Origin of the sequence: Streptomyces monomycini, assembly GCF_022271435.1 — a bacterium.
Lineage (GTDB): Bacteria > Actinomycetota > Actinomycetes > Streptomycetales > Streptomycetaceae > Streptomyces > Streptomyces monomycini.
This window is the reverse complement of sequence record NZ_JAFIQY010000066.1, coordinates 1-24812: the sequence shown is the minus strand read 5'-3', so window position 1 is coordinate 24812 and position 24812 is coordinate 1. Positions and strand designations below refer to the sequence as shown.

General features: G+C 72.7%; 22 protein-coding genes. 19 read left to right on the top strand and 3 right to left on the bottom strand.

The genetic code is table 11. The features are described 5' to 3' along the window. Positions 1-60: 60 nt before the first annotated feature. Complete coding sequence (locus tag JXZ78_RS38660) at positions 61-669, top strand: DUF6328 family protein (RefSeq protein WP_030017658.1); 609 nt, start codon at positions 61-63, stop codon at positions 667-669. An 809-nt stretch (positions 670-1478) separates the two neighbouring features. Here the strand turns inward: JXZ78_RS38660 and JXZ78_RS38655 are convergent. Further along, positions 1479-1907, bottom strand: a complete 429-nt coding sequence (locus JXZ78_RS38655) for an ATP-binding protein (RefSeq protein ID WP_030017657.1) — start codon at positions 1905-1907, stop codon at positions 1479-1481. Between the two features lie 310 nt (positions 1908-2217). Between JXZ78_RS38655 and JXZ78_RS38650 the strand changes: the two genes are divergently transcribed. After that, positions 2218-3111: a helix-turn-helix domain-containing protein gene (locus tag JXZ78_RS38650; protein ID WP_030017656.1), complete on the top strand. Its 894-nt coding sequence runs from the start codon at positions 2218-2220 to the stop codon at positions 3109-3111. Between the two features lie 9 nt (positions 3112-3120). Beyond that, entirely contained in the window at positions 3121-3357 is a 237-nt protein-coding gene (locus JXZ78_RS38645) for a DUF397 domain-containing protein (RefSeq protein WP_030017655.1), read from the top strand. Between the two features lie 22 nt (positions 3358-3379). On the opposite strand, the gene JXZ78_RS38640 is transcribed toward JXZ78_RS38645, so the two are convergent. Beyond that, positions 3380-4636, bottom strand: a complete 1257-nt coding sequence (locus JXZ78_RS38640; protein WP_238783677.1) for an 8-amino-7-oxononanoate synthase — start codon at positions 4634-4636, stop codon at positions 3380-3382. 146 nt (positions 4637-4782) lie between these two features. On the opposite strand from JXZ78_RS38640, the gene bioB reads away from it, so the two are divergent. The 12 genes from bioB to JXZ78_RS38580 all read left to right on the top strand — a co-directional run bounded on the left by bioB (position 4783) and on the right by JXZ78_RS38580 (position 18834). Then, positions 4783-6039, top strand: coding sequence for a biotin synthase BioB (gene bioB, locus JXZ78_RS38635; protein WP_030017653.1), 1257 nt, complete (start codon positions 4783-4785; stop codon positions 6037-6039). Beyond that, positions 6032-7342 (top strand): adenosylmethionine--8-amino-7-oxononanoate transaminase, encoded by a 1311-nt coding sequence (locus JXZ78_RS38630; protein ID WP_030017652.1) that lies wholly within the window; start codon positions 6032-6034, stop codon positions 7340-7342. Before bioB ends, JXZ78_RS38630 begins: the two co-directional genes overlap by 8 nt. Positions 7343-7438: 96 nt before the next feature. Beyond that, on the top strand, positions 7439-8131 hold the full coding sequence (gene bioD, locus JXZ78_RS38625; RefSeq protein ID WP_030017651.1) for a dethiobiotin synthase: 693 nt from the start codon (positions 7439-7441) through the stop codon (positions 8129-8131). Positions 8132-8200: 69 nt separating this feature from the next. Then, positions 8201-8878, top strand: a complete 678-nt coding sequence (locus JXZ78_RS38620) for a class I SAM-dependent methyltransferase (RefSeq protein WP_030017650.1) — start codon at positions 8201-8203, stop codon at positions 8876-8878. Positions 8879-8933: 55 nt separating this feature from the next. Beyond that, entirely contained in the window at positions 8934-10262 is a 1329-nt protein-coding gene (locus JXZ78_RS38615) for an alpha/beta hydrolase family protein (RefSeq protein ID WP_238783676.1), read from the top strand. Between the two features lie 171 nt (positions 10263-10433). Further along, positions 10434-11318 carry an ABC transporter ATP-binding protein gene (locus JXZ78_RS38610; protein WP_050502023.1) on the top strand — a complete coding sequence of 295 codons (885 nt, stop codon included), beginning with the start codon at positions 10434-10436 and terminating at the stop codon, positions 11316-11318. 6 nt (positions 11319-11324) lie between these two features. Continuing rightward, positions 11325-13901, top strand: a complete 2577-nt coding sequence (locus JXZ78_RS38605; RefSeq protein WP_030017646.1) for an ABC transporter permease — start codon at positions 11325-11327, stop codon at positions 13899-13901. A gap of 92 nt (positions 13902-13993) precedes the next feature. After that, positions 13994-14884, top strand: a complete 891-nt coding sequence (locus JXZ78_RS38600) for an LLM class F420-dependent oxidoreductase (protein WP_030017645.1) — start codon at positions 13994-13996, stop codon at positions 14882-14884. Positions 14885-15011: 127 nt separating this feature from the next. Then, positions 15012-15440 carry a GNAT family N-acetyltransferase gene (locus tag JXZ78_RS38595; protein WP_030017644.1) on the top strand — a complete coding sequence of 143 codons (429 nt, stop codon included), beginning with the start codon at positions 15012-15014 and terminating at the stop codon, positions 15438-15440. A gap of 203 nt (positions 15441-15643) precedes the next feature. Continuing rightward, positions 15644-16984, top strand: coding sequence for a hemolysin family protein (locus JXZ78_RS38590; RefSeq protein WP_030017642.1), 1341 nt, complete (start codon positions 15644-15646; stop codon positions 16982-16984). Further along, a complete protein-coding gene (locus JXZ78_RS38585; protein WP_050502022.1) occupies positions 16981-18033 on the top strand; it encodes a hemolysin family protein in 1053 nt (350 codons plus the stop codon). Before JXZ78_RS38590 ends, JXZ78_RS38585 begins: the two co-directional genes overlap by 4 nt. A 12-nt stretch (positions 18034-18045) precedes the next feature. Next, positions 18046-18834: an SGNH/GDSL hydrolase family protein gene (locus tag JXZ78_RS38580; RefSeq protein ID WP_030017640.1), complete on the top strand. Its 789-nt coding sequence runs from the start codon at positions 18046-18048 to the stop codon at positions 18832-18834. 154 nt (positions 18835-18988) lie between these two features. On the opposite strand, the gene JXZ78_RS38575 is transcribed toward JXZ78_RS38580, so the two are convergent. Next, positions 18989-19360 carry a MerR family transcriptional regulator gene (locus JXZ78_RS38575; protein ID WP_078623943.1) on the bottom strand — a complete coding sequence of 124 codons (372 nt, stop codon included), beginning with the start codon at positions 19358-19360 and terminating at the stop codon, positions 18989-18991. Between the two features lie 115 nt (positions 19361-19475). On the opposite strand from JXZ78_RS38575, the gene JXZ78_RS38570 reads away from it, so the two are divergent. The 4 genes from JXZ78_RS38570 to JXZ78_RS38555 all read left to right on the top strand — a co-directional run bounded on the left by JXZ78_RS38570 (position 19476) and on the right by JXZ78_RS38555 (position 24271). Beyond that, complete coding sequence (locus JXZ78_RS38570) at positions 19476-20546, top strand: alkene reductase (protein WP_030017638.1); 1071 nt, start codon at positions 19476-19478, stop codon at positions 20544-20546. A 282-nt stretch (positions 20547-20828) separates the two neighbouring features. Continuing rightward, on the top strand, positions 20829-22283 hold the full coding sequence (locus JXZ78_RS38565) for a family 2B encapsulin nanocompartment shell protein (RefSeq protein ID WP_030017637.1): 1455 nt from the start codon (positions 20829-20831) through the stop codon (positions 22281-22283). Between the two features lie 17 nt (positions 22284-22300). Next, positions 22301-23362 (top strand): family 2 encapsulin nanocompartment cargo protein terpene cyclase, encoded by a 1062-nt coding sequence (locus JXZ78_RS38560; protein ID WP_030017636.1) that lies wholly within the window; start codon positions 22301-22303, stop codon positions 23360-23362. 69 nt (positions 23363-23431) lie between these two features. Continuing rightward, positions 23432-24271, top strand: coding sequence for a geranyl diphosphate 2-C-methyltransferase (locus JXZ78_RS38555; RefSeq protein ID WP_050502024.1), 840 nt, complete (start codon positions 23432-23434; stop codon positions 24269-24271). The last annotated feature ends 541 nt before the right edge of the window (positions 24272-24812 follow it).

Here is a 24812-nt window from a genome sequence, read left to right as displayed (position 1 = left end):
AACTCCCGCACACCCGTGCGCGTCAGGAGTGATCAACGCGTCGGTGGATACCCGCACGCAATGGCCCCCCTCACCGACGACCACCGGAACGAAGTACCCGGACGCTCCGAACCGCCGGAAGTGAGCACATCGTCCGAGCCGCACCGGCCGCCCGGTTCCGCCCGGTTCACCGTGTGCCCGGACCGCAACGAGACGCCCCTGGAACGCTACGACCGCAACTTCGGTGAACTGCTCCAGGAGCTGCGTGTCCTGCAGACCGGTGTGCAGATCCTGTTCGCCTTCCTGCTCACCCTGGCGTTCACCCCGCGTTTCGTGTCCCTGGACGCCACGCAACGCGGGTTCTACGTAGGCACGTTGCTGCTGGCCGTACTGGCGACGCTGCTGCTCACCGCGCCTGCCGCGGTGCACCGGGTGCTGTTCCGGCGGCGCGCGAAAGGCCTGATCGTGGAGGTCTCCGCGCGGCTGACGGCGGCCGGGATGGCGGTCCTCGCGCTGGCGCTCGCCGGTGCCGTACTCCTCGTCGTAGACGTCGTGCTGGGGCGCGGGGCGGGGGTGGTGGCGGGTTCGGTGACGCTGGTGACGTGCGGCGGCCTGTGGGCGCTGCTGCCCCGCGTACTGGGCCGTCGGAACGGGCACATCAAACCGTCGGCCCGCGACTCGTCCTCCTGAACACCCGGGGCCCGGGGGCCGCGCCGTCGAAATCTTTTGTGACCTGGTCGTCCTTGCTTTGACGGCGGAGAACCGATGGAGTCTCCTCAGCACGTGAGGAGACCCATGCACAGGCACCTGCCCCAGTACCCGCATCCCAGGACCGTTTCGTGAATCTGCGCGGACTTCTGCGCCGCCGCTCCCCCGCCACTCCCTGCCCGGCCTGTGGCAGCACGGACGTGCTGTGGGAGGACGAGGGTGTCTACGGCGCCGGTGAACTGCTGTGGTGGTGCGCCTCCTGCCTGCATCAGTGGCACCCGGGCGACCTCGGCACCGGGCCGGGCGGGAGTCCGGCGGCTCCCGTGGACCCGGCGGCTCCCTTGGGGCCGGCCACCCCCACGCCCGCAGTATCGGTACCTCTCACGAACCCCGCCGTTCCCGCGCCCCCCGTGGCACCGGCCCCGCCCACGAACCCCGCTGCCTCCGTACCCCCGGCCGCCCCGCCGCCCCCGCACCGGCCCCCGCTCCAGCCCTCACCCAACGCCCCGCTCCAGCCTCCGTCGCCGCCGAATGCCCCCGGCCCGGCGACCGTCGCCGAACGGGTGATGCACGCCGCCGGGCTGATCCCGCTGGGCCCCTGTCCCGGTGCCTACGAGCCGTGGCCGTGCCACTGTTCCCGTTGCGGCCGGGCGACCAGCCCCACCTACCGGCAGGTGCGGGACGAGGGCGTGGGCTGCGCCTGCAGTACGGGCCGCCGTCGCAGACCGCGCTTTCTCACCAGACCCTGAGGAACCCGCCCGGAACCGCCCGGAACCGCCCGGCACCCGCCGCTACGGCAGGAACAGCCGCCACGGCAGAGTGATCCAGACGGTCTTGCCCCCGGCCGCGGTGGGCTCGACCGTCACCTGCCCGCCGGACTCGGCGGCGAGGAAGCGGACGATCACCATGCCCCGGCCGTTGTCCTGCTGCACGGCGGCCGGCAGCCGCTTCGGCCAGCGCGGATGATCGTCGGTGACGCCGATCCACAGCCGCTCGTCGCGGTCCAGCCGGACGTCGACGGTGAACGCCGGTGACTGCCCGAACGTGTGCTGCACGGCATTGGTGGACAGTTCGGAGACGATCAGCCGTACGGTGTCGGCCGTCTCCGTCCCGTCCGGCAACCCCCATTCGGCCAGGACGTCCATGACGTACCTGCGGGCCTCCGCCACCGATACCGGTGCGCTGGGCAGAGTGAGTGAGGATTCCTGGTGGTCTGCCATCGCGACGCCGTCCCTTTCCCACCGAGGCTCGACTCCGGCCCGCCGCCGAAGGAAGCCGCCATCGCGTGCGGCCTCCCGGGCCTTTGCCGGTCCCTTCGGCTCCGGCCTCGGACTGCTGCTGTGTGCCAGCCTGCCACTCATGCCGCGGTGGTGGCGCGTCATCCGCCAAGAAGTGCATATATCTGTCGCCCGAAGCGGTGAACTCTGCTACGCGAGACCGTATTTGCGCGGCACACTGTCGGATCGGAACCGGCCATCAGGGGGCGGGCGCGCCCGCGGCGCACCCGTGGAGAAGTACGGAGGGAGCGGTATGCAGTACGGGCCCGCGGTGCGCCGCCGCAAGCTGGGCGCCGAATTGCGGCGGCAGCGGACACTGGCCGGATTCACCAGCGGTGAGGCGGCCCGCCTGGTCGGCTGGCACCAGTCCAAGGTCAGCCGTATCGAGACCGGGCGCAGCGGCGTCCGGCCGGCCGATGTCGAACTGCTGCTGGACGCCTACGGCGTACGGGACAAGGAACTGCGCGCGCTGCTGGCGGCGCTGTGCGGGGGCGGGGTGCGGGACGACGGCGGTGGCGGCGAGCGGCACGGCTGGTGGCACACCTACCGTGACCTGCTGCCGCCGGAGTACCGGGACTTCATCAGTCTGGAGTACGGGGCGTCCCGGGCGCGCACGCTGGAGACGACGGTGGTGCCGGGCCTGCTGCAGACGCCGGACTATGCGCGGGCGGTGACCCGCGCCACGCTGTCGGACCTGCCGGTGAAGCAGGTCGAGGAGCTGGTGGAGGTGCGTGTCGCCCGTCAGGAGGTGCTGCGGGGCGAGCGGCCGCTGGAGCTGTGCGCGGTGCTGGACGAGGCGGTGCTGCGCCGGGAGGTCGGTCCGCCCGGGGTGATGGCCGCGCAGCTGCGGCACCTTCTGGACGTGGGGCAATTGCCGCATGTGCGACTCCAGGTACTGCCTTTCGCATCCGGTGTGCACATCGGCATCACCGGCCCTTTCGTTATCTTCTCATTTCCGCTCACTTCTGACTTGGATGTGGTTGTTCTCGACCATTTGACGAGTAGCCTCTACTTGGAACAGAAAACAGACCTCAGGGCGTACAGCGATGCGTTCGACAAGCTGCGGGGGCGCGCCCTCTCGTGCGACAAGTCAACGCGATTCATCGCCCGGATCGCCGATGCCTCATGGGCCGGCTCCGGCGTCTGAGGAGGCACCATGTCACGTGCGCCCAGGCACGACCCGGTCCGCACCGTGCCGCACGGCGTGCGGTGGCGGCGCAGCAGCCGCAGCACCGCGATGAACAACTGCGTCGAGACGGCCCGTATCGGCTCCGGCCTGCTCGCGGTGCGCGACTCCAAGAACACCGCGGGGCCGGCGCTGCTGTTCACCACGGCGGCCTGGAGCTCCTTCGTCGACGGACTGGCCGACAGCCGCTTCGCGAAGATCGGGTGAGCCGGCCCTCGGGTGACCGGTTCTAACCGGTGACCGGCGCCGTCCGTACGACGGTCCGGACCGCTTCCCTCGCCTGCCGGGGCGACAGGTCGGCGCGGGCGGTCAGGCGCAGCCGGGAGATGCCGTCGGGCACGGACGGCGGCCGGAAGCAGCCGACCACGAGGCCCGCCTCCCGGCAGTCCGCTGCCCACCGGACGGCCTGTTCCGGCGAGGGCGCCCGTACGGACACCACCGCGGCGTCCGGGCGGACGACCGCCAGCCCCGCGGCGCCGAGCCGCTGGTGCAGTTCCGCCGCCACCGCGCGGACCTGGGTGGCGCGTTCCGGCTCGCGCCGCAGCAGACGCAGCGCCGTACGGGCGCCGCCGGCCGCCGCGGGGGCGAGGCCGGTGTCGAAGATGAACGTCCGTGCGGTGTTGACCAGGTGCTCGATCACCCGGGCCGGGCCGAGGACCACGCCTCCCTGGCTGCCGAGCGACTTCGACAAGGTGGCGGTGGCGACCACGTCCGGGTCCCCGGCCAGCCCGGCCGCGTGCACCGCGCCCCGCCCTCCGTCGCCGAGGACGCCCAGGCCGTGCGCGTCGTCGACGAGCAGGGCCGCGCCGTGCGCGCGGCAGGCGTCGGCGAGGGACCGCAGCGGCGCGGCGTCACCGTCCACGGAGAAGACGGAGTCGGTGACGGCGAGCGCCGGACCGGCGTGGCCGTCCAGGGACTTGCGTACCGCGTCCGGTTCGGCGTGCGGGACCACGACGGTCCTGGCCCGGGCGAGCCGGCAGCCGTCGATGAGCGACGCGTGGTTGCCCGCGTCGGAGACGATCAGGGCGCCCGGGCCGCCGAGCGCGGTGACGGCGGCGAGGTTGGCCGCGTAGCCGGAGGACAGCACCAGGGCGGCCTCGAAGCCGCAGAAATCGGCGAGTTCGGCCTCCAGGCAGGCGTGCAGCTCGGTGCTGCCGGACACCAGCCGGGAGCCGGTGGCGCCGGCGCCCCAGCGGTGCGCGGCCTGCGCGGCGCCGCGGGTGACCTCGGGGTGCCGGGCCAGGCCGAGGTAGTCGTTGCTCGCCAGGTCCAGCAGCGGCGACTCGACGGGCCGGGGCCGCAGCGTACGGACGAGCCCCGCCCGGCGGCGCTGTTCGCGGGCCGCATCGATCCAGCCGAAAGCGGCGGTGCGCGCGTCGGCACCGGGCCCGGTGCCGCGGCCCGGTGCGGGCGTCCCGGCGGGCCCGTCGTGAGGCGGCGCCGGCACGTCGCGGAACAGGGGCGGCACGGGGTCGTCCTGATGCATCAGCTTCCTTCGCGTTTGTGGGCTGTCTATAGACGTTAGCGGTCGTTACACCGTCCTACGGTGTGGCCATGCACACACCCCGAATCGACGCCCTTGTTGGGTTCCTCCATGGTCGCGGGCCGTGGGCGTACGCCAGGATCGTCGCCATGGATCTGCTCACAACGCTGGTGGACAAGGGACTGCGGCGCGAACTGCCGACCCGCGAAGAGGCGCTCGCCGTACTGGCGACGCCCGACGACGACCTGCTCGACGTGGTGGCCGCGGCCGGAAAGGTACGCCGCCGGTGGTTCGGGCGGCGGGTGAAGCTGAACTATCTGGTCAACCTGAAGTCGGGGCTGTGCCCCGAGGACTGCTCGTACTGTTCCCAGCGGCTCGGCTCCAAGGCCGAGATCCTCAAGTACACCTGGCTCAAGCCTGAACAGGCGTCCGAGGCGGCCGCGGCCGGGGTGGCCGGCGGCGCCAAGCGGGTCTGCATCGTGGCCAGCGGCCGCGGCCCGACGGACCGGGACGTGGACCGGGTGTCGCAGACCATCGCCGCCATCAAGGAGCAGAACGAGGGCGTCGAGGTGTGCGCGTGCCTGGGCCTGCTCTCGGACGGCCAGGCGGATCGGCTGCGGGCGGCGGGCGCGGATGCCTACAACCACAACCTCAACACCTCCGAGGCCACCTACGGGGACATCACCACCACCCACACCTACGCCGACCGGGTCGCAACGGTCCACCAGGCGCAGGCGGCGGGCCTGTCCGCCTGCTCGGGCCTGATCGCGGGCATGGGCGAGAGCGACGCTGACCTGGTCGACGTGGTCTTCGCGCTGCGCGCGCTGGACCCCGACTCGGTGCCGGTGAACTTCCTGATCCCCTTCGAGGGCACCCCGCTGGCCAAGGAGTGGAACCTCACGCCCCAGCGCGCGCTGCGCATCCTGGCGATGGTCCGCTTCGTCTGCCCGGACGTGGAGGTACGGCTGGCCGGCGGACGTGAGGTGCATCTGCGGTCGATGCAGCCGCTGGCGCTGCACCTGGCCAACTCCATCTTCCTCGGCGACTACCTGACCAGCGAGGGCCAGGCGGGCAAGGACGACCTGGCGATGATCGCCGACGCGGGCTTCGAGGTGGAGGGCACGGACACCTCCACCCTGCCGGAGCACCGCGCGGACGCGCTCGCGGGCGGCGGCTGCGGTGGTCATGGAGGGGGCGGCTGCGGGCCGTGCGGGGACGGGGACGCCGCGGCGGAACCGGCCGTGCGGGCCGGGGCGGGCGCCGGGACGGTCCCGGCGCCGGCCGATGAGGCACGGGCCGAAGAGGCGCCGGTCACCGCTCCCGCCACCCCGGCCGGAGAGGCCCGTACGGACCTGGTCTCCGTACGCCGTCGCGGCGCCGGTACGGAGCTGCCGCCGAATGCCTGAGGCCGCGCAGCTCTCCGTCCCCGAACTGCTGGCCCTCGACCGGCAGCACGTCTGGCACCCGTACGGCCCGATGCCCGGCCGGGACGCTCCGCTGGTCGTCGCGTCGGCATCCGGCGTACGACTGCGGATGACCGAACCCGTCGAAGGCCGGACCGAATTGGTCGACGGAATGTCGTCCTGGTGGTCGGCGGTGCATGGGTACAACCACCCGGTGCTCAACGAGGCCGTCCGCGGCCAGGTGGACCGGATGAGCCATGTGATGTTCGGCGGGCTCACCCACGAGCCGGCCGTCCGGCTCGCCGCCCGGCTGGCGGAGATCACTCCGGACGGGCTGGAACACGTCTTCCTCGCCGACTCCGGCTCGGTGTCGGTCGAGGTCGCCGTGAAGATGTGCCTCCAGTACTGGCGCTCGGTCGGAAAGCCGCGCAAACAGCGGCTGATGACCTGGCGCGGCGGCTACCACGGCGACACCTGGCAGCCGATGTCGGTGTGCGACCCGGACGGCGGGATGCACGACCTCTGGCAGGGCGCGCTGCCCCGGCAGCTGTTCGCGGACGCGCCGCCTCCGGGGTTCGACGCCCCGCCGGACCCCGCGTACGCGGCGCACCTGCGCGAGCTGGTCGCACGGCACGCCGGCGAACTGGCGGCGGTCGTCGTGGAGCCGGTGGTCCAGGGGGCGGGCGGCATGGTCTTCCACTCCCCCGCCTACCTGCGGGTGCTCCGCGAGGCGTGCGACGAGCACGACGTCCTGCTGGTCTTCGACGAGATCGCCACCGGCTTCGGCCGTACGGGATCGCTGTTCGCCGCCGGGCACGCGGGCGTCACACCGGACGTGATGTGCGTCGGCAAGGCCCTGACCGGCGGCTACCTGACCATGGCGGCGACCTTGTGCACGTCCGCCGTGGCGGACGGGATCTCCCGGGGCGAGGTACCGGTGCTCGCGCACGGGCCGACCTTCATGGGCAACCCGCTGGCCGCCGCGGTCGCCAACGCCTCGCTCGACCTGCTGCTGTCCCAGGACTGGGCACGGGAGGTCAAGCGGATCGAGACCGGCCTGCGGGACGGCCTCGCCGACGCCGCCGCCGACAAGGGTGTACGGGACGTACGGGTCCTGGGCGCCATCGGTGTCCTCCAGCTCGATCACCAGGTGGACATGGCGGCCGCCACGCGCGCGGCCGCACGGGAAGGCGTGTGGCTGCGCCCGTTCCGCGACCTCGTGTACGCGATGCCGCCGTACATCACCGGGGACGAGGACGTGGCGCGCGTCTGCGCCGCGATGCGCGCGGTGGCGCGCGAGGGCTGAGAAGGCCCGGCTCGGCCCCGTACCCATCAGGCCGTGGGGGCTTCGCACGCGGAGCCCCCACGGTGCCGACCCTGCTCGACGACAGGAGAACCCGACGTGTCGGTGCTGTTCGTGACCGGAACCTGCACAGAGATCGGCAAGACCGTGACCACGGCCGCCCTCGCCGCGACGGCGCTCGCCCAGGGCCGGTCCGTCGCGGTGCTCAAACCGGCGCAGACCGGAGTCACCGCCGACGAACCGGGTGACGCGGCGGAGGTCGTCCGGCTCGCGGGCCCCCGGGTCACCACCGCCGAACTGGCCCGCTATCCCGAGCCGCTGGCGCCCGAGACCGCCGCACGCCGCGCCGGCCTGCCGCCCGTACGGCCCGAGGAGATCGCGGAGAAGGCGGCCAAACTGGCGGCCTCGCACGACCTCGTCCTGGTCGAGGGCGCGGGCGGCCTGCTCGTACGGTTCGACGAGCAGGGCGCGACCCTCGCCGACGCGGCACGCCTGGCCGGAGCGCCCGTACTGGTGGTGGCCCAGGCGGGCCTGGGGGCGCTCAACGCGGTGGCGCTCACCGCACTGGCCCTGCGCACCTACGGGATCGACTCCCCCGGAGTGGTGGTGGGCAGTTGGCCCGCGGCCCCCGGTCTCGCCGCCCGCTGCAACCTCGGCGACTTTCCCCAGGCGGCCGGCGCTCCGCTGCTGGGGCGCGTGCCGAAGGGCGCCGGGAGTCTGCCGCCGGAGGAATTCCGCGCACAGGCTCCGGGCTGGCTGGCCCCCGCCCTGGGCGGTACCGCCGCGCTTTGACAGTGGTGTCCCGGCGCGGCACGGCGGACACTCGAACCGGCGGACGTCGTACGGCGAAGGGATCCGGCCATGTCGCAGCGCACGAGGGTCGAACGAGGAGTCGTGCACCATCCGGTCTTCGCCCGGTGGTACGCGCGGATCGCAGACCACCGCACCGGGCTCACGGCTCTGCGGCACGACCTGCTGGCCGGACTCTCGGGCCGGGTGATCGAGATCGGTGCCGGTACGGGCGCGAACTTCGCCCACTACCCCCGTACCGTCGCGGAGGTGGTGGCCGTCGAACCCGAACGCACCCTGCGGCAACGGGCCCTGACCGAGGCGGCCCGGGCCGGCATTCCGGTGGACGTCGTCCCGGCCACCGCGGAAGCCCTGCCGGTCAAGAGCGAAGCTTTCGACGCGGCGGTGGTGTCGCTGGTGCTCTGCTCGGTACGGGACGTCCAGCGCTCCCTGTCGGAACTGCGGCGGGTGCTGCGGCCGGGCGGCGAACTGCGCTTCTTCGAACACGGACGCTCCCTGCGCCACGGCCCCGCCACCGTGCAGCGCGCGCTGGACCGTACGGTGTGGCCCCTGCTGATGGGCAACTGCCACCTGGCCCGCGACCCGCTGGCCGAACTGCGCACCGCCGGCTTCACCATCAGCACCTGCCGCCGTAGCCGCATCCTGGGCCCTGGCCCCGCCCTGCCGTGGACGGTGCTGGGCGTGGCACGACGGGCCGAGGAGGTCCGGCAGGATGACGACGGCGGCTGACGACCAGACTTGAGGCTGACGCGCCGCAGGTGTGCCCCGCCCTAACGTCTGGCTCATGATCAGACTTTTCCGGGCGGTCGGAGTCGCCGCCCTGTCCCTGTCACTCGGTCTTCCCCTGCTCCCCCAGCCGCTCGCCGCGGCAGCGGACACGTCCCGGGCCGCGTCCTCGTCCGTCACGGACCGCCGGGACACCACGGACCGCCGGGACACCATGGACCGCCGGGACACCATGGACCGCCGGGACGCCACGGACCCGAAGGCCGCCGCGCGGCTGCGCCTGCCCGCCCCCACCGGGCCGTACGCGGTCGGCCGGTCCACCCTGCCGCTCGCCGACCACAGCCGCCGCGACCCCTGGGTCCCCACGGCGACGTCCCGCGAACTGATGGTCGGCCTCTACTACCCGGCGCGCCGTGGCACGGGCACGTCCGTGCGGTACGCCACCGTCGAGGAGAGCCGGCACCTGATCAAGGCCCAGGGCTGGGAAAACTTGGTGACTCCCGAAGCCTTGAGCGCCATGGCCGTACACAGCCGCACGGACGCCCGCCCCGCGCCCGGCACGTACCCGCTGCTCGTCGTCTCGCCCGGCTTCTCCGCGCCCCGCTACTCCCTCACCAGCCTCGCGGAGGACCTGGCCTCCCGGGGCTACGTCGTCGCAACGGTCGACCACGCCTACGAGAGCACCGGCACGGCCTTCCCCGGCGGCCGGATCCTGACCTGCGCCGCCTGTGAGCAGGTGTACGGCACCGAGGACGGCTTCCGGCGCGCGACCGTCGGCCGGGGTCAGGACGTCTCGTTCGTGCTGGACCAGCTCACCGGACACCAGCCCGCCTGGCGCTACTCCCACCTGATCGACGAGAAGCGCATCGGCATGGCCGGGCACTCGCTCGGCGGCGCGAGCGCCGTCTCCGCCATGGCGCGCGACAGCCGCATACGGGCCGGCGTCAACATGGACGGGGCGTTCCAGGACCCCGTGCCCGCCGGCGGTCTCGGCTCGCGCCCCTTCCTGATGCTCGGTACCGACAACGAGGTGCACCGGCCGGGCGGCCGGGACCGGACCTGGGACCTCGCCTGGAGCCGTCTGGACGGCTGGAAGCGCTGGCTGACCGTGGCCGGTGCCGACCATCTCACCTTCAGCGACGCCCCCGTCATCGTCGACGCCCTCACCACGCCCACCACAGACACCACAAACACCACAGCAGCATCCCCGGCCCCGCAGCCCCCGCTGTCCGGACAGCGCTCGGTCGCCCTCACCCGTGGCTACGTGGCGGCGTTCTTCGACCAGCACCTGCGGCACCTGCCGCAACGCCTCCTCCAGGGCCCCACGAAGGACAACCCGGAGGTGAAGTTCCACAGTCCGGCACCGGCCGCCCCGTCCCTCCGCTGACCACCGGGCCGTCCGCCGCCCACCGGGGCCGTCCGCCGGCCCCGGGCCGGGCAACGGCGCCCGGAAGCGGGCCCTCAGGGGGATGCCAGGACGACGGAAGCTGTCCTACTGTCGTGGGCCACGCGGGAGTTGCCGCCCCGTAAGGCACGGGGCCGACGTCGGGAGGCTGAGGTGTCCACACCGGTCCCGGGTACGGCGGAAAGCGCCGCGGCAGGCGGCGAGGCGGCCGCGCGGGCGGTGGCGCTGGTCAAGACGTACGGGACGGGCGAGGCCCAGGTCGTGGCGCTGGACGGCGTCGACGTGTCGATCGGGCGGGGGCGGTTCACGGCGGTGATGGGGCCCTCCGGTTCGGGGAAGTCCACCCTGATGCACTGCCTGGCGGGGCTGGACACGGTGTCCGCGGGCCGGGTGTGGCTGGGCGGCCGGGAGATCACCGGCCTGGACGACCGGCAGTTGACCCGGCTGCGCAGGGACCAGGTCGGCTTCGTCTTCCAGTCGTTCAACCTGCTGCCCACCCTGACGGCCGAGGAGAACATCACCCTGCCCATGGACATCGCGGGCCGCAAGCCGGACCGGGAGTGGCTGCGCGAGGTGATCAGCACGCTTCGGCTCGGTGACCGCCTGCGGCACCGGCCCTCCCAGCTCTCCGGCGGGCAGCAGCAGCGGGTGGCGTGCGCCCGGGCGCTGGCCGCCCGCCCCGCGCTGATCTTCGCGGACGAGCCGACCGGCAACCTGGACTCCCGTTCGGGCCTGGAGGTGCTCCAGACCCTGCGGGAGGCGGTGGACGGCCTCGGGCAGACGGTCGTGATGGTCACCCACGACCCGAACGCGGCGGCCCACGCCGACCTGGCGCTCTACCTGGCGGACGGCCGGATCGTGGACGAGATGACGCGGCCCACCGCGGAGTCCGTACTGGCCCGGATGCAGGTCTTCGCGGCGGGCCCGAATCCGTCCCCGCCCCCGCCTCCGTCCGCACCCCCCGGCCCCGGCCCCACCCCGGAACCACCCCCCGGCTCCGCCCCGGGCCCGGACCCCGGCCCGCTCCCGAACGGCTGACCCGCCGTGTTACGGGCCACGCTCCGCAGCTTCTTCGCACACAAGGGCCGGCTGCTGCTCTCCGCCCTCGCCGTGGTGCTCTCGGTGGCGTTCGTGGTGGGCAGCCTGATCTTCTCGGACACCACGGGCGCCACCTTCGACCGCCTCTTCGCCTCGACCGCCTCGGACGTCCGGATCGCGCCGCGGCAGGACTTCGACGCACCGGGCGGCATCGGCGCGGCCGCGACCCCGACCGTGCCGGCCGCCCTGCGGAACCGGGTCGCCGGGGTGCAGGGGGTGGCGGACGCGCAGCTCGACGTACAGGTGGAGCGGGTCACCGTCACCGACGCCCGCAACAGGCCGGTGGGGCCGGCCCGGAACGCGCCGTCCATCGCCGCCAACTGGGCCCCGGGCGAGCGCAGCCCGGTACGGGTGACCGAGGGCCGCCCGCCGCGCGGTCCGGGCGAAGCGATGGTCGACCGGGACACCGCGGACCGGGCAGGCCTGCGGATCGGTGACACACTGCACGTCATCGCCCCGCCGGGCACTTTCCCCGTACGGATCGTCGGCATCGCCGCCTTCACCACCACCAACCCGGGCTCCTCCCTGGTCCTCCTGGAGACCAGGGCTGCCCAGCGCGGCCTGCTGGGCAGCACCGACCAGGCGACCGGGGTGTCCGTGGACGCCGCGCCCGGCGTGCCGGACAGCGTGGTCGAACGCCGGATCCGCGCCGCGCTGGGGGCCGACGCCGCCGCGTACGACATCCGGACGCGGGCCGAGCAGCGGAAGACGCAGGCCGATCAGCTGGGTGATGCCCTGAGCGTGCTGAAGTACATGATGGTGGGCTTCGCGGGGGTCGCCGTGCTGGTCGGCGTCTTCCTGATCGTCAACACCTTCTCGATGCTGATCGCGCAGCGCACCCGGGAGCTGGGCCTGCTGCGGGCGCTCGGCGCCGACCGCCGCCAGGTGCGCCGTTCGGTGCTGCTGGAGGCGTTGCTGCTGGGCGTCTTCGGTGCCACGGCCGGGCTGGCGGCGGGCGTCGGCCTCGCGGTGCTGCTGGTCATCGCGATGGGCTGGTTCGGGCTGCGGCTGGACGCCGCCGACCTGGTGCTGAACTGGCCGACGGTGGTCGCCGCGTACGCCGTCGGGGTGGGCGTGACCTTCGTCGCCGCGCTGCTCCCGGCGCTGCGGGCGGGCCGGATCTCCCCGATGGCCGCCCTCGCCGACCTGGAACTGCCCGGTGCCGGGCGGCCGTTGCGCCTGCGCGCCACCGCCGGATCGCTGGTGGGCGCGGCGGGCACGGCCGCGCTGGCGGGGTGCGCGCTGAGTGACCGTACGGCGGTCGCCGGGTCGCTGCTGGCGCTCGGGGTCCTGCTGACACTGGTGGCCGGGGTGATCGCGGGGCCGCTGCTGGTGCGCCCGGTGATCCGCCTGTTCGGGCGGGGCCTGGAGCCGGTGTTCGGCACGGTGGGACGGATGAGCCGCCGCAACGCGCTGCGCAATCCCCGCCGTACGGGGGCGACGGCGGCGGCCCTGATGGTGGGGCTGGCGCTGGTGACCGGGCTGTCGGTCGCCGGGGCGTCGGCGGCCGCTTCGATCGCCCGGCAGATCGACCGGACGCTGGGCGCCGATTTCGTCGTGCAGAACCCGTCGTTCGCGCCGTTCTCCGACGAGATCACCGACCGGGTGCGCGCTGCCCCGGGGGCCGGCACGGTCGTACGCCAGCGGATCGTCCCGCTGAAGCTGCTGCTGCCGGGCGGCCGGACGGTCACGACGGTGGCCGGAGCCTTCGACCGGGACTTCGACGCCGTGGCGAAGGTGACGTACGCGGCGGGGAACACCGCGGCGGCGCTGGCGCCCGGGCGGGTCGGCATCCAGGCGGAGTTCGCGCGGGAACACGGCCTGCGGGTGGGCAGCCGGCTGGACGCGGTGCTGCCGTCGGGGAAGCCCGCCCGTTTCACGGTCGGCGCGCTGACCGAGAACGCCGGTTCCGGGCCCGGCACCCGGGGCGGTGTCTTCATGGGCATGGCCACCCTGGAGAAGTACGCGCCGGGCGGGCAGAATTCCGTGCTGTACGTGAACGCCGCGGACGGCACCGACCCGGCGCGGCTGCGGGCCGCCCTGGAGTCGGCGCTCAAGCCGTTCCCGCAGGTCCAGGTGCACGACCGGGCCGACTACAAGGAGCTGGTCAGTGGTCAGATCCAGGGACTGCTCAACCTGCTGTACGGGCTGCTGGGGCTGGCCGTCGTCATCGCGGTGCTGGGCGTCGTCAACACGCTGGCGCTGGCGGTCGTGGAGCGCACCCGTGAGATCGGGCTGCTGCGCGCCGTCGGCCTGTCGCGCAAGCAGCTGCGCCGGATGATCCGGCTGGAGTCGGTGGTGATCGCCCTGTTCGGCGCGGTCCTCGGGCTCGGCCTCGGGCTGGTCTGGGGAGTCGCCACGCAGCGGGTGCTGGCGCTGGAGGGCCTGCCGTCGTTGGCGGTGCCGTGGGCCACGGTGGCCGCGGTGGTGGTCGGATCGGTCCTGGTCGGGCTGCTGGCGGCCCTGCTGCCCGCGCTGCGCGCGTCCCGGCTCGACGTACTGGCCGCCATAGCCCATGAGTGACCGGCGCGCCCGCCGCCGACCGGCACCGACCCACATTCCGCTTCCCGCATCCCGCATCCCGCATCCCGCATCCCGCATCCCGAGGGGGACCCATGCCACGCCCGTTCCGCTTCGGCGTCAACATGCTCACCATCGAAACCGGGCCCGCCTGGCGGCAGAAGTGCCGCCGGGCCGAGGCCCTGGGGTACGACGTGCTGCTTGTACCGGACCACCTGAGCTGGCCCGCGCCGTTTCCCGCGCTGGTCGCCGCCGCCGAGGCCACCGAGCGCCCGCGGCTGGGCACCTTCGTCCTCAACGCGGGCTTCTGGAACCCGGCCCTGCTCGCCCGCGAGGTGGCCACCACCGATCTGCTCACCGACGGCAGGCTCGAACTGGGCCTGGGCACCGGCTACGTACGCGCCGAGCACGACAAGGCGGGCCTGCCCTGGGGCACCCCCGGCGAACGGGTGGACCATCTCGCCCGTACGGTCGAGGAGTTGGACCGGCTCCTGGGCGACCCGGAGCACGAGCCGAAGACGGCCCAGCAGCCCCGGCCGCCCCTGCTGATCGGTGGCAACGGCCCGCGCATGCTGCGCCTCGCCGCCCGGCACGCCGACATCGTGGCCTTCACCGGCGGCCGGGCCGCGCCCGGCGAACCGGAGGGCACCCTCGCACTCCTGACGCCGGACGAACTCGACGCCACGCTCACCGTCTACCGCCGGGCCGCCGCGGACCGCCCGGCACCGGCCGAACTGAACATCCTGGTCCAGCGGGTCACGGTCACCGACGACCGGCGCACCCCCGCACGCGAGATCGCCGCGCACGGCCTCGGTGTGGACGAGGAACAGGCCCTGGACATCCCGACCTTCCTGTTCGGCACGGTCGCGCAGATGGCCGAACAGCTCCGTGAGCACCGTGAGCGCTACGGCTTCTCCTACATCACCGTGCTGAGCCCCTCCATGGAGGCGTTCGCGCCGGTGATCGAAATGCTCAAGGGAAGTTAGCGCGGCCGGCCGGGCTGCGGCCCGCCGTTCGGGCCCGGACGCGCGGCCTCCGGTCCGTACGGGCACGCCGTCTCGGAGTCCGGAAGCCGATGGCGGCGCCCCGCCGTTCCGTGCTTGGCTCACGCACATGATCGATCTTCAGATACGGACGGCCGTACCGGACGACGCGCAGGCCGTGCTCGCCTTCTGGCGCGCGGCCGCGGAGGGCACCTCCATCACGGACGACGTGGACGGGGTGACCCGGCTGATCGGCCGGGACCCGCAGGCCCTGATCCTCGCGGAGTCCGACGGGGCCCTGGTGGGCTCCGTCATCGCCGGGTACGACGGCTGGCGGTGTTCGCTGTACCGGCTCGCGGTGCTGCCCTCGCACCGCCGCCAGGGGGTGGCGACGGCGCTGCTCGAAGCGGCCGAGCGGCGCTTCCTGGCCGTGCGGGGCCGGCGTGGGGACGCCATGGTCCTGGAATCGAACGAGCGGGCCCAGCGAGCGTGGTCGGCCGCCGGCTACCGGCGCGAGGACCACTGGCGCCGCTGGGTGAAACCGCTGGTACGGGCCTGACCCGGCCCGGCCCGCCGCTCCCCCGCACCCGCCGCCCGACGGCTCACCACCTGTTTTGCTCATCCTTTACCATGGATGCTTCCCCCGTCTTCCAATGAAAGGAGTGAGCGTCCAGCCATGGGCGAGCCTCCCAGTTGTCGTTCCGTCCGCGCCCGAGGCGCGAACCTCCCGGTCCTGTTCGATCATGGGACGGAGGTGACCCGATGACCGAGCTGCTCCTCCTGGCCGTGGCCCTGCTCCTGACCCTGGCCTGCGGCGTCTTCGTCGCGGCCGAGTTCTCGTTGACGACCGTCGAGCGCAGCGACCTCGAACGTGCCGCGGAGCGCGGCGAACGGGGCGCGGACAGCGCGCTCACGGCCGTCCGCGGCCTGACCTTCCAGCTGTCCGGCGCCCAGCTCGGCATCACCGTGACCGGCCTGGTCATCGGCATGCTCGCCAAACCGTCGATCGCCGCCCTGCTGGCCGGCCCGCTCGACGCCCTCGGCCTGCCGCCCGCCGCCGGTGACTCCGTGGCCCTGGTCCTCGGTACGGCCGTCTCCACGGTCCTCCTGATGGTCATCGGCGAGCTGGTCCCCAAGAACTGGGCCATCTCCAGTCCGCTGCCCGTCGCCCGCCGGGTCGCCACCGCGCAGCGCGGCTTCAGTGCCGCTTTCAAGCCGCTCATCGGGCATCTGAACAACACCGCGAACCGGATGATCCGCCGGATGGGCATGGAGCCCGCCGAGGAGCTGGCCTCCGCCCGCGGCCCGCAGGAGCTGGTCGCGCTGGCCAGGCACTCCGCCAAGGAGGGCGCCCTGGAGCCGGACACCGCCGAGCTGTTCGTCCGCACCCTCGCCCTGGCCGACCTGACCGCCGAGAACGTGATGACGCCGCGCGTGCAGGTCACCGCCCTGGACGTGCAGTCCACGGCGGAGGACGTGGCCGTCGCGACGCGCGCCACCGGCCTGTCCCGCTTCCCCGTCTACCGCGGCAGCCTGGACACCGTGGTGGGCGTCGCGCACATCAAGGACGTCCTGGCCGTCCCCGCCGAGCGGCGCCTGCGCCACCCGGTCGCCGAGCTGCTGCGCGAGCCGCTGCTCGTACCGGAGACGCTGACCGTCGACCGGCTCCTGGACCGGCTGTCCGGCCGGCAGACGATGGCCGTGGTCATCGACGAGTACGGCGGTACGGCGGGCGTCGTCACGCTGGAGGACATCGTCGAGGAGGTCGTCGGCGAGGTACGCGACGAGCACGACCCGATGGAGACGCCGGACCTGGCCCCGGCGGGCGAGGACGCGGACGGCCGCGCCCGCTACGAGGCGGACGGCGCGGTCCGCACCGACCAGCTCGAACAGATCGGCCTGAAGCTGCCGGAGGGCCCGTACGAGACCCTGGCCGGCCTGATCGCCACCGAACTGGGCCGGATCCCGGCCGCCGGGGACAGCCTGGAGGCCGCGGGCTGGCGGATGGACGTCCTGGACGCCTCCGGCCACCGCGCGGCGCTGGTACTGCTGCACGCGCCGCTGCCGGACAGCGACGACGAGACCGGGGAGGAGACCCGATGACCGCGCTCCAGTTGTTCATCGGCCTGCTCACGCTGGTCGTCAACGCGTTCTTCGTGGGCGCCGAATTCGCCATGATCTCGGTGCGCCGCAGCCAGATCGAGCCGTACGCCGAGGACGGCGACCGCCGTGCGGACCGGGTCCTGTGGGGGCTCCAGCACGTCTCCGGCGTGATGGCGGCCGCGCAGCTGGGCATCACCCTGTGCACCCTGGTGCTCGGCGCTGTCGCCGAGCCCGCCATCGCCCACCTCCTGGAGCCGGTCTTCGACGTGGTCGGCATGCCGGACGCCCTGGTCCACCCGGTCTCCTTCGTCCTTGCGCTGGCCGTGGCGACGTATCTGCACATGCTCTTCGGCGAGATGGTGCCGAAGAATGTCGCGCTGGCCGAGCCGGTGCGTACCGCGCTGCTGCTGGGGCCGCCGCTGGTCGCGCTGACCCGCGCGCTGCGGCCGGTGATCTTCGCGATCAACACGTTCGCCAACGCGCTGCTGCGGCTGCTGCGGGTGGAGGCGAAGGACGAGGTGGCCGCGACGTTCTCGGACGACCAGCTCGCGAAGATGGTCGAGGACTCGCAGGCCGCGGGGCTGCTGGACGACCGGGCGAAGGAGCGCCTGCGGGACGCCCTGGAGCTGGGCCGCCGCCCGGTCGCCGACGTGGTCGTACCCGTGGAGAAGGTCGTCACGGCCCGGCTGGGCATCACGCCGGAAGGGGTGGAGGAGCTGACCGCGACGTCCGGTTTCTCGCGCTTCCCGGTCGTCGACAGCACCCGGCGCATCCTGGGATATCTGCACGTCAAGGACGCGCTGGACGCCTCGCCGCGGGATCTTCCGTTCCCGCTCTCCGCGCTGCGGCCGATCGCCCGGGTACGGGCCGGCACACCGCTCGACGACGTCCTGTCGGCGATGCGTGCCTCCCGTACGCATCTGGCGGCGGTCATCGGCACCGACGGACGGCTGGCGGGCCTGGTCACGATGGAGGACGTGCTGCGCGAGCTGGTGCTCCAGCAGCAGCCCGAGAAGGCCGCTCCGGCCGGGGGCGCGTCCCGGAGGTAGGATTCCTCCGCCATGGAGATCAATGCCACCTACACCAGTTTCGTCGCGGTGGGCGACAGCTTCACCGAGGGCATGTCCGACGCCCTGCCGGACGGCTCGTACCGGGGCTGGGCGGATCTACTGGCCGCCCGGCTCGCGGCCCGCACCCCCGGCTTCCGCTACGCCAACCTCGCGGTGCGCGGCAAGCTGATCGGGCAGATCCTCGACGAGCAGACCGGTCCGGCGGCCGCGACCGGCGCGGACCTGGTCACGCTGGTGGGCGGACTGAACGACGTACTGCGGCCCAAGTGCGACGTGGACCGGGTCTGCGCCCTCCTGGAGGAGGCCGCGGGACGGCTGGCCAAGGACTGCGGACAGCTCGTCCTGATGCGCAGCCCCGGCCGGCAGGGGCCGGTCCTGGAGCGGTTCCGGCCCCGTATGGAACAGCTCTTCGCGCACATCGACGCGCTGGCCGCGCAGCACCACGCGATCGTGGTGGACCTCTTCTCCTCCCGCGCCCTGGCCGACCCCCGGATGTGGGCCGAGGACCGGCTCCACCTGAACAGGGCGGGGCACGAGCGGGTGGCCGAGGCCGTCTGGCAGGCGCTCGGTCTGCCCGCCGAGTCCGACTGGGACGCGCCGCTGCCCGCCTTCGTCCCACCGGGATGGGCGGCCCGGCGCACCGCGGACGTGCGCTTCGCGCGGCAGCACCTCGTGCCGTGGATCGGCCGGCGCCTGACCGGCCGGTCCAGCGGGGACGGCCGTGCGCCGAAGCGTCCTGACCTGCTGCCGTACGAGGGTGGGCGGCAGCGGGAGGACTGAGGCGGCCGTCGGGAGTCCGGCCTTCGCCGCGCGCCCTCACTCCCCCGCACCGGCCGTCGTCCGTGCGTCGTGCTTGTCGCCGGTCGTCGTTGCCGCGCCCCCGCCACACGCCCGCCCGCACCCCGCTCCCCGGTGCCGAGCCCACTCTGCGCGCTCACTCGGAGCGGCAGGGAACCCCGGTCTGCCACGACTCGGTGGAGGCGGCGATGATCGCGTCGAGCCGGTCCCGGGTGCCCACCAGGTCTCCGATCCGCCGGTCGAGCTTCTCCCGCTCGGCCGAGAACCAGGCGAGCAGCTCCGGGGTGACCTGACCGTTGTCGACGCACGGCAGCATCGTCCGGATCGACTTGCTGGACAGCCCTGCGGCGTAGAGCTCCTGGATCGTCCCTACGCGGAAGACCGCACCCTCCGGATAGAGCCGCTGACCGCTGGCGCTGCGCTCCGAGGTGAGCAGTCCCTGCTCCTCGTAATAGCGCAGAGCCCGCACGCTCACGCCCGCCCTGGTGGCGAGTTCACCGATCCGCATCATCGTGCCCCCTGAGTGTTCCGGCTCACACAGCTTGCCTCTGACGTCGACGTCAGCTTTTAGCGTAGCGAACGCACGCCCCACCCCACTCACTGCGAAAGCAAAGGACACCCCTGTGACCAGCTTCTTCGACAGTTTCCCGCTCGGCGGCCTCCGACTGCCCAACCGTCTGGTGATGGCCCCGATGACACGGGCCCGAGCCGCCGCCGACGGCATACCGAACCGTACGGCGGCGGCCTACTACGCGCAGCGGGCGACCGCCGGACTGATCGTCAGCGAAGGTGTGCAGCCGAGCGCGCAGGGCCAGTCCAACCCGTACACGCCCGGTCTGCACAACGACGCGCAGGTCGCCGCCTGGCAACCGGTGACCCGAGCGGTGCACGCCAGCGGCGGCCGGATCTTCGCCCAGCTCATGCACGGCGGCCGGGTCGGACATCCGGATGTCGTCGGGTACCACCCTGTGGCGCCGTCCGCGGTCGCCCTGAAGTCCGAGCTGTTCACCGGCCCCAAGGGGCGGCGTCCTGCTCCCGTGCCCCGCGCCTTGTCGACGGCCGAAGTCCGGGGCGAGGTCCGCGTCTTCGCGGACGCCGCGCGGCGGGCGGTCGACGCCGGCTTCGACGGCGTCGAGCTGCACGGGGCCAACGGCTACCTCATCCAGCAGTTCCTCTCCTCGAACGCGAACCTGCGCACCGACGCCTACGGCGGTTCCGTCGCCGGCCGCATCCGTTTCGCCGTCGAGGCCGCGGAGGCCGCCGCCGACGCCATCGGCGCCGACCGCGTCGGCATCCGGCTCTCCCCCGGCGGGACCGTCTGGGACATGGCCGAGGAGGACGTTCCGGGACTGTACGGGGCCCTGTTCGACGCCCTGGCTCCGCTCGGCCTCGCTTACGTGCACCTACTGGCCACGGCGGAGGAAGAGCTGCTCGTCGCGTTGCGCAAGGCGTGGCCGAGCGCGTTCATCCTCAACCCGGGCGGGCAGATCGGTCCGCGGCCGGGCGACCAGGAGAGCGGTGAACACTGGCTCGGCCTCGGTGCGGACCTGATCAGTTACGGCCGTCCCTACATCGCCAACCCCGACCTGGTGGAACGCTTCCGTGCCGGGCTGCCGCTGCGCGAGGCCGACCCGGAGACGTGGTACACGGGCGGCGACACCGGATACCTCGACTTCCCGAGCCACCAGTACTGACCCACGGCCGCGACAACCGCCGTACGCGGCCCCGGACTTCAGCACCGGGGCCGCTGACCGCCGCGACACCCGCCAGCCGCTCCCAGCCCTCCGGAGGGGGCGCACACCAGCGCCACGCGCCCCTTTGTCCCACCATCAGATGTTTATGCCTCGCAGACGCAAGGACGCCCCCTTTCACGCCGTACCGGCGGCACACTTCCACCTGTTTCGCTTATGGCCGCACACGGCCCTCTTGTTCACCAACGGCCGTTCCCCTCACCCCTGTTCACCTCCGGAGGAAATGTGCCCGTACCGGACCGCGTCCCCGACCGTGTCCCCGGTTCCGCAGCCGAAGAGAGCGCTCCCGACCCGTCCGCGGACAGCGCGCTCACCAGCCTCGGCACCCAGGCCGCACGCCAACTGGCGACCACCACCAAGACCCGGCCCCAGATGCAGGCCATCACCTCCCGATGGCTGCTGAAAATGCTGCCGTGGGTGGACGTCAAGGGTGGCACCTACCGGGTCAACCGGCGCCTGCAGCTCCGTACCGGCCGTGGCCGCGTCCAGTTCGAGCACAACGGCGCGGACGACATCAAGGTGATCCCGCAGACCCTCACCGAGCTGCCCGTCCTGCGCGGTTACTCCGACACCGAGGTGCTCAAGGAGATCGCCGGACGCTTCCGGGTCCGCGAGGTCCGGGCCGGTCAGGTCCTCTGCGAGGCGGGGCAGCCCGTCTCCGAGGCGTACCTCGTCGTCCACGGGCGGTTCGCCCGCTACGCACCCGGCAAGTACGGCGAGGAGGAGGTCGTCGGTGTCGTCACGGACGGCGACCAGATCGGGGACGAGGCGATCGGCCGCCCCGACCCGCGGTGGCCGACGTCGGTCCGGGCGGACACCGCCGGCGTCCTGCTGGCGCTGCCCTGGGACGCGCTCCGGGAGTTCACCGACCGCGCGCCCTCCCTGGCCGCGCATCTGACCGCGTACGCGGAACGGCAGCGGCGGCCGATGAACCGCCGGGGCGAGGCGGACGTACCGGTGCGGGCGGGACACGTCGGCGAACCGTCACTGCTCGGCGGATACGTCGATTACGACCTCACCCCGCGGGAGTACGAGCTCTCACTGACCCAGAGCGTGCTGCGCGTGCACTCCCGCGTCGCCGATCTCTACAACGAACCGATGGACCAGACGCAGCAGCAACTTCGGCTGACGGTGGAGGAGATCCGCGAGCGCCAGGAGTGGGAGCTGGTGAACAACCGGGAGTTCGGACTGCTGCACACCATCGACTACGGGCAGCGCATCAGTACCCACACCGGCCCGCCCACCCCCGACGACATGGACGAGCTGCTGTCCATGCGCCGTAAGACCCGGTTGTTCCTGGCCCACCCGAAGGCGATCGCCGCCTTCTTCCGGCAGTGCAACAAGCGCGGCCTGGTTCCGGGCTCGGCGGACGTCGACGGGCACCAGGTCCCGGCCTGGCGCGGCGTCCCGATCTTTCCGTGCGGCAAGATCCCCGTCGGCGCGTCACACACCAGCAGCATCATCGCGCTGCGGACCGGCGAGGCCGACCAGGGCGTCGTCGGTCTCCACCAGACGGGTCTCCCCGAGGAGCACCAGCCCGGCCTGAACGTCCGCTTCATGGGCATCGACCAGGCCGCGGTCATCAACTACCTCGTCACCGCCTACTACTCGCTGGCCGTCCTCGTGCCGGACGCGGCCGGTGTCCTGGAGAACGTCCAGCTCGGCCGGACCGCCGACTGACCAGTGGAGTACGGACCATGAGCACATCCAGTACGACCGCCACCGCCGCGTTCAGGATGCCCGGCCCGCCGAGCCTCGCCCGCACCCGGCCGACCCGGCGCGGCGGCGCCGTCCCCGGGCTGAGGTACCGGCCGGCCGCCCCGGCCGACCCGGAGAAGGCCGCGGAGATCGACCGCAGGCTGGAGGACTGGGCCCGCGGGCTGGACCTGTTCCCCGCGCAGTGGACCGGCGACTTCACCGGCTTCCAGTTCGGCCGGGCCGTCGTCCTGCAACATCCCCGCGCGGCCGACCTCGAACGCCTCACCGCCGCGGGCAAACTGCTGCTGGCCGAGAACATCGTCGACACCTGCTACTGCGAGGAGGACGAGGGCAAGGGCGGCGCGCGCCGCGGCCTGGGCGGCCGGCTGATCATCGCCCAGTCGGCCCTGGACCCGTTCCACGGCACCCCGGAGACGGAGGCGGAGTGGCGCGAGGGAGTGCAGGCCGACGGGCCCCTGCGCTCGTACTACTGGGCCCTGAAGGACTACGCGGCCCTGGCGACCCCCAGCCAGACCGACCGGTTCGTCCACGACATGGGCCGCCTGCACCTCGGCTATCTCGCCGAGGCGTCCTGGGCGGAGGCACGGCACATGCCGCGTGTCTGGGAGTACCTGGTCATGCGGCAGTTCAACAACTTCCGCCCTTGCCTGTCGATCGTCGACGCCGTGGACGGCTACGAGCTGCCCGAGGCCGTGTACGCCCGTCCGGAGATCCAGCGGATCACCGCCCTGGCCTGCAACGCCACCACCGTCGTCAACGACCTGTACTCCTTCACCAAGGAGCTGGCGAGCGACCCGGACCACCTGAACCTGCCCCAGGTGGTGGCCGCCAACGACCGGCGCGGCCTGAAGGCCGCCTACCTCAAGAGCGTCGACATCCACAACCAGATCATGGAGGCGTACGAGACGGAGGCGGCCGAGCTGGCCGCGGCCTCCCCCCTCGTGGAGCGCTACACCCGGAGCCTGTCCGACTGGGTGGCCGGCAACCACGAATGGCACGCCACCAACAGCGACCGCTACCACCTGCCCAACTACTGGTAGACCGATCCAGCGCACCACGGCAAGGAGTCACCGTTGACCACTGCGCACGCCCCCGCCGCACGCCCGCTCATGCCGACCCAGTCCACGTACCAGGCCCGCGTCGCGGACTACTGGAACGCCGAGGAGAACCCGGTCAACCTGGAGCTCGGCAAGATCGACGACCTGTACCACCACCACTACGGCATCGGGGAGGCCGACCGGTCCGTACTGGACGAACCGGACCCCGTCCGGCGCCGCGAACGCCTCACCGGCGAACTGCACCGCCTCGAACACGCCCAGGCGGAACTCCTGGCCTCCCACCTCGGCGCCCTGACACCCGGCGACCGTGTCTTCGACGCCGGCTGCGGACGCGGCGGCGGAAGCGTGGTCGCGCACCTGCGACACGGCTGCCACAGCGACGGGGCCACCATCTCCGCCAAGCAGGCCGACTTCGCCAACGAGCAGGCCCGCAAGCGCGGTATCGACGACAAGGTCCGCTACCACCACCGCAACATGCTCGACACGGGCTTTCCCACCGGCGCGTACGCCGCGTCCTGGAACAACGAGTCGACCATGTACGTCGAGCTGGACCTGCTGTTCGCCGAGCACGCCCGGCTGCTGCGGCGCGGCGGCCGCTACGTGGTGATCACCGGCTGCTACAACGACGCCTACGGGCGCGCCTCCCGCGAGGTGTCCCTCATCAACGCCCACTACATCTGCGACATCCACCCGCGATCGGCGTACTTCCGCGCGATGTCCCGCCACCGGCTGGTCCCCGTGCACGTCGAGGACCTCACCGAGGCCACCCTCCCGTACTGGGAACTGCGCGCCCAGGCCGACCACCTGGTCACCGGCATTGAGGAAACCTTTCTGACCGCGTACCGCAACGGCAGCTTCCAGTACCTGCTGATCGCCGCCGACCGGATCTGAGAAAGGCCGCCGGGCCCCGCCGGGCCGGCCAGCAGGCGCCCGGCGGGGCCGCCGCGTTTCCGCCCCGACTCCGTCGTCTCCGGGCTGATGAGCATCGCAGTACAGCGGAGCCATGATGGGTGCAGGTCCCCTCAAGGGTTGGCCGAGCTGGGAGCACGCTGATTGGTGTGTGCCCGGCGCCCTCGGATTCACGAGGGTGCCGGACCATGTGATGCGGTCGAGGAAGTCGAGCACCCGATGAGTGACCTGCGTCGCGGCGTGCTCGTCGTGCGAGGGAAGGCTGCTGTTGGTGGCCAGGTGCCTGTCACCGGAGTAGCGGGCGCCGTCGACGGGCACGATCCAGTCACGCAGCTCGATTTGCAGGATGTCGCCGCTCGTGTCGGACGCTGAAGTCTCAACCCCGTGTCGGATCCCCTAAGAGCTCCTAACGCAACGTAAGTAGCCGTGTCCTTCGGATGGCTGCGTCAGTTGCTGGGGTGTGAGTAAGCGAAGTGCTCGACCGTGGCTGGTGGACGATGAGTTGTGGTCCAGAATCGAGCCG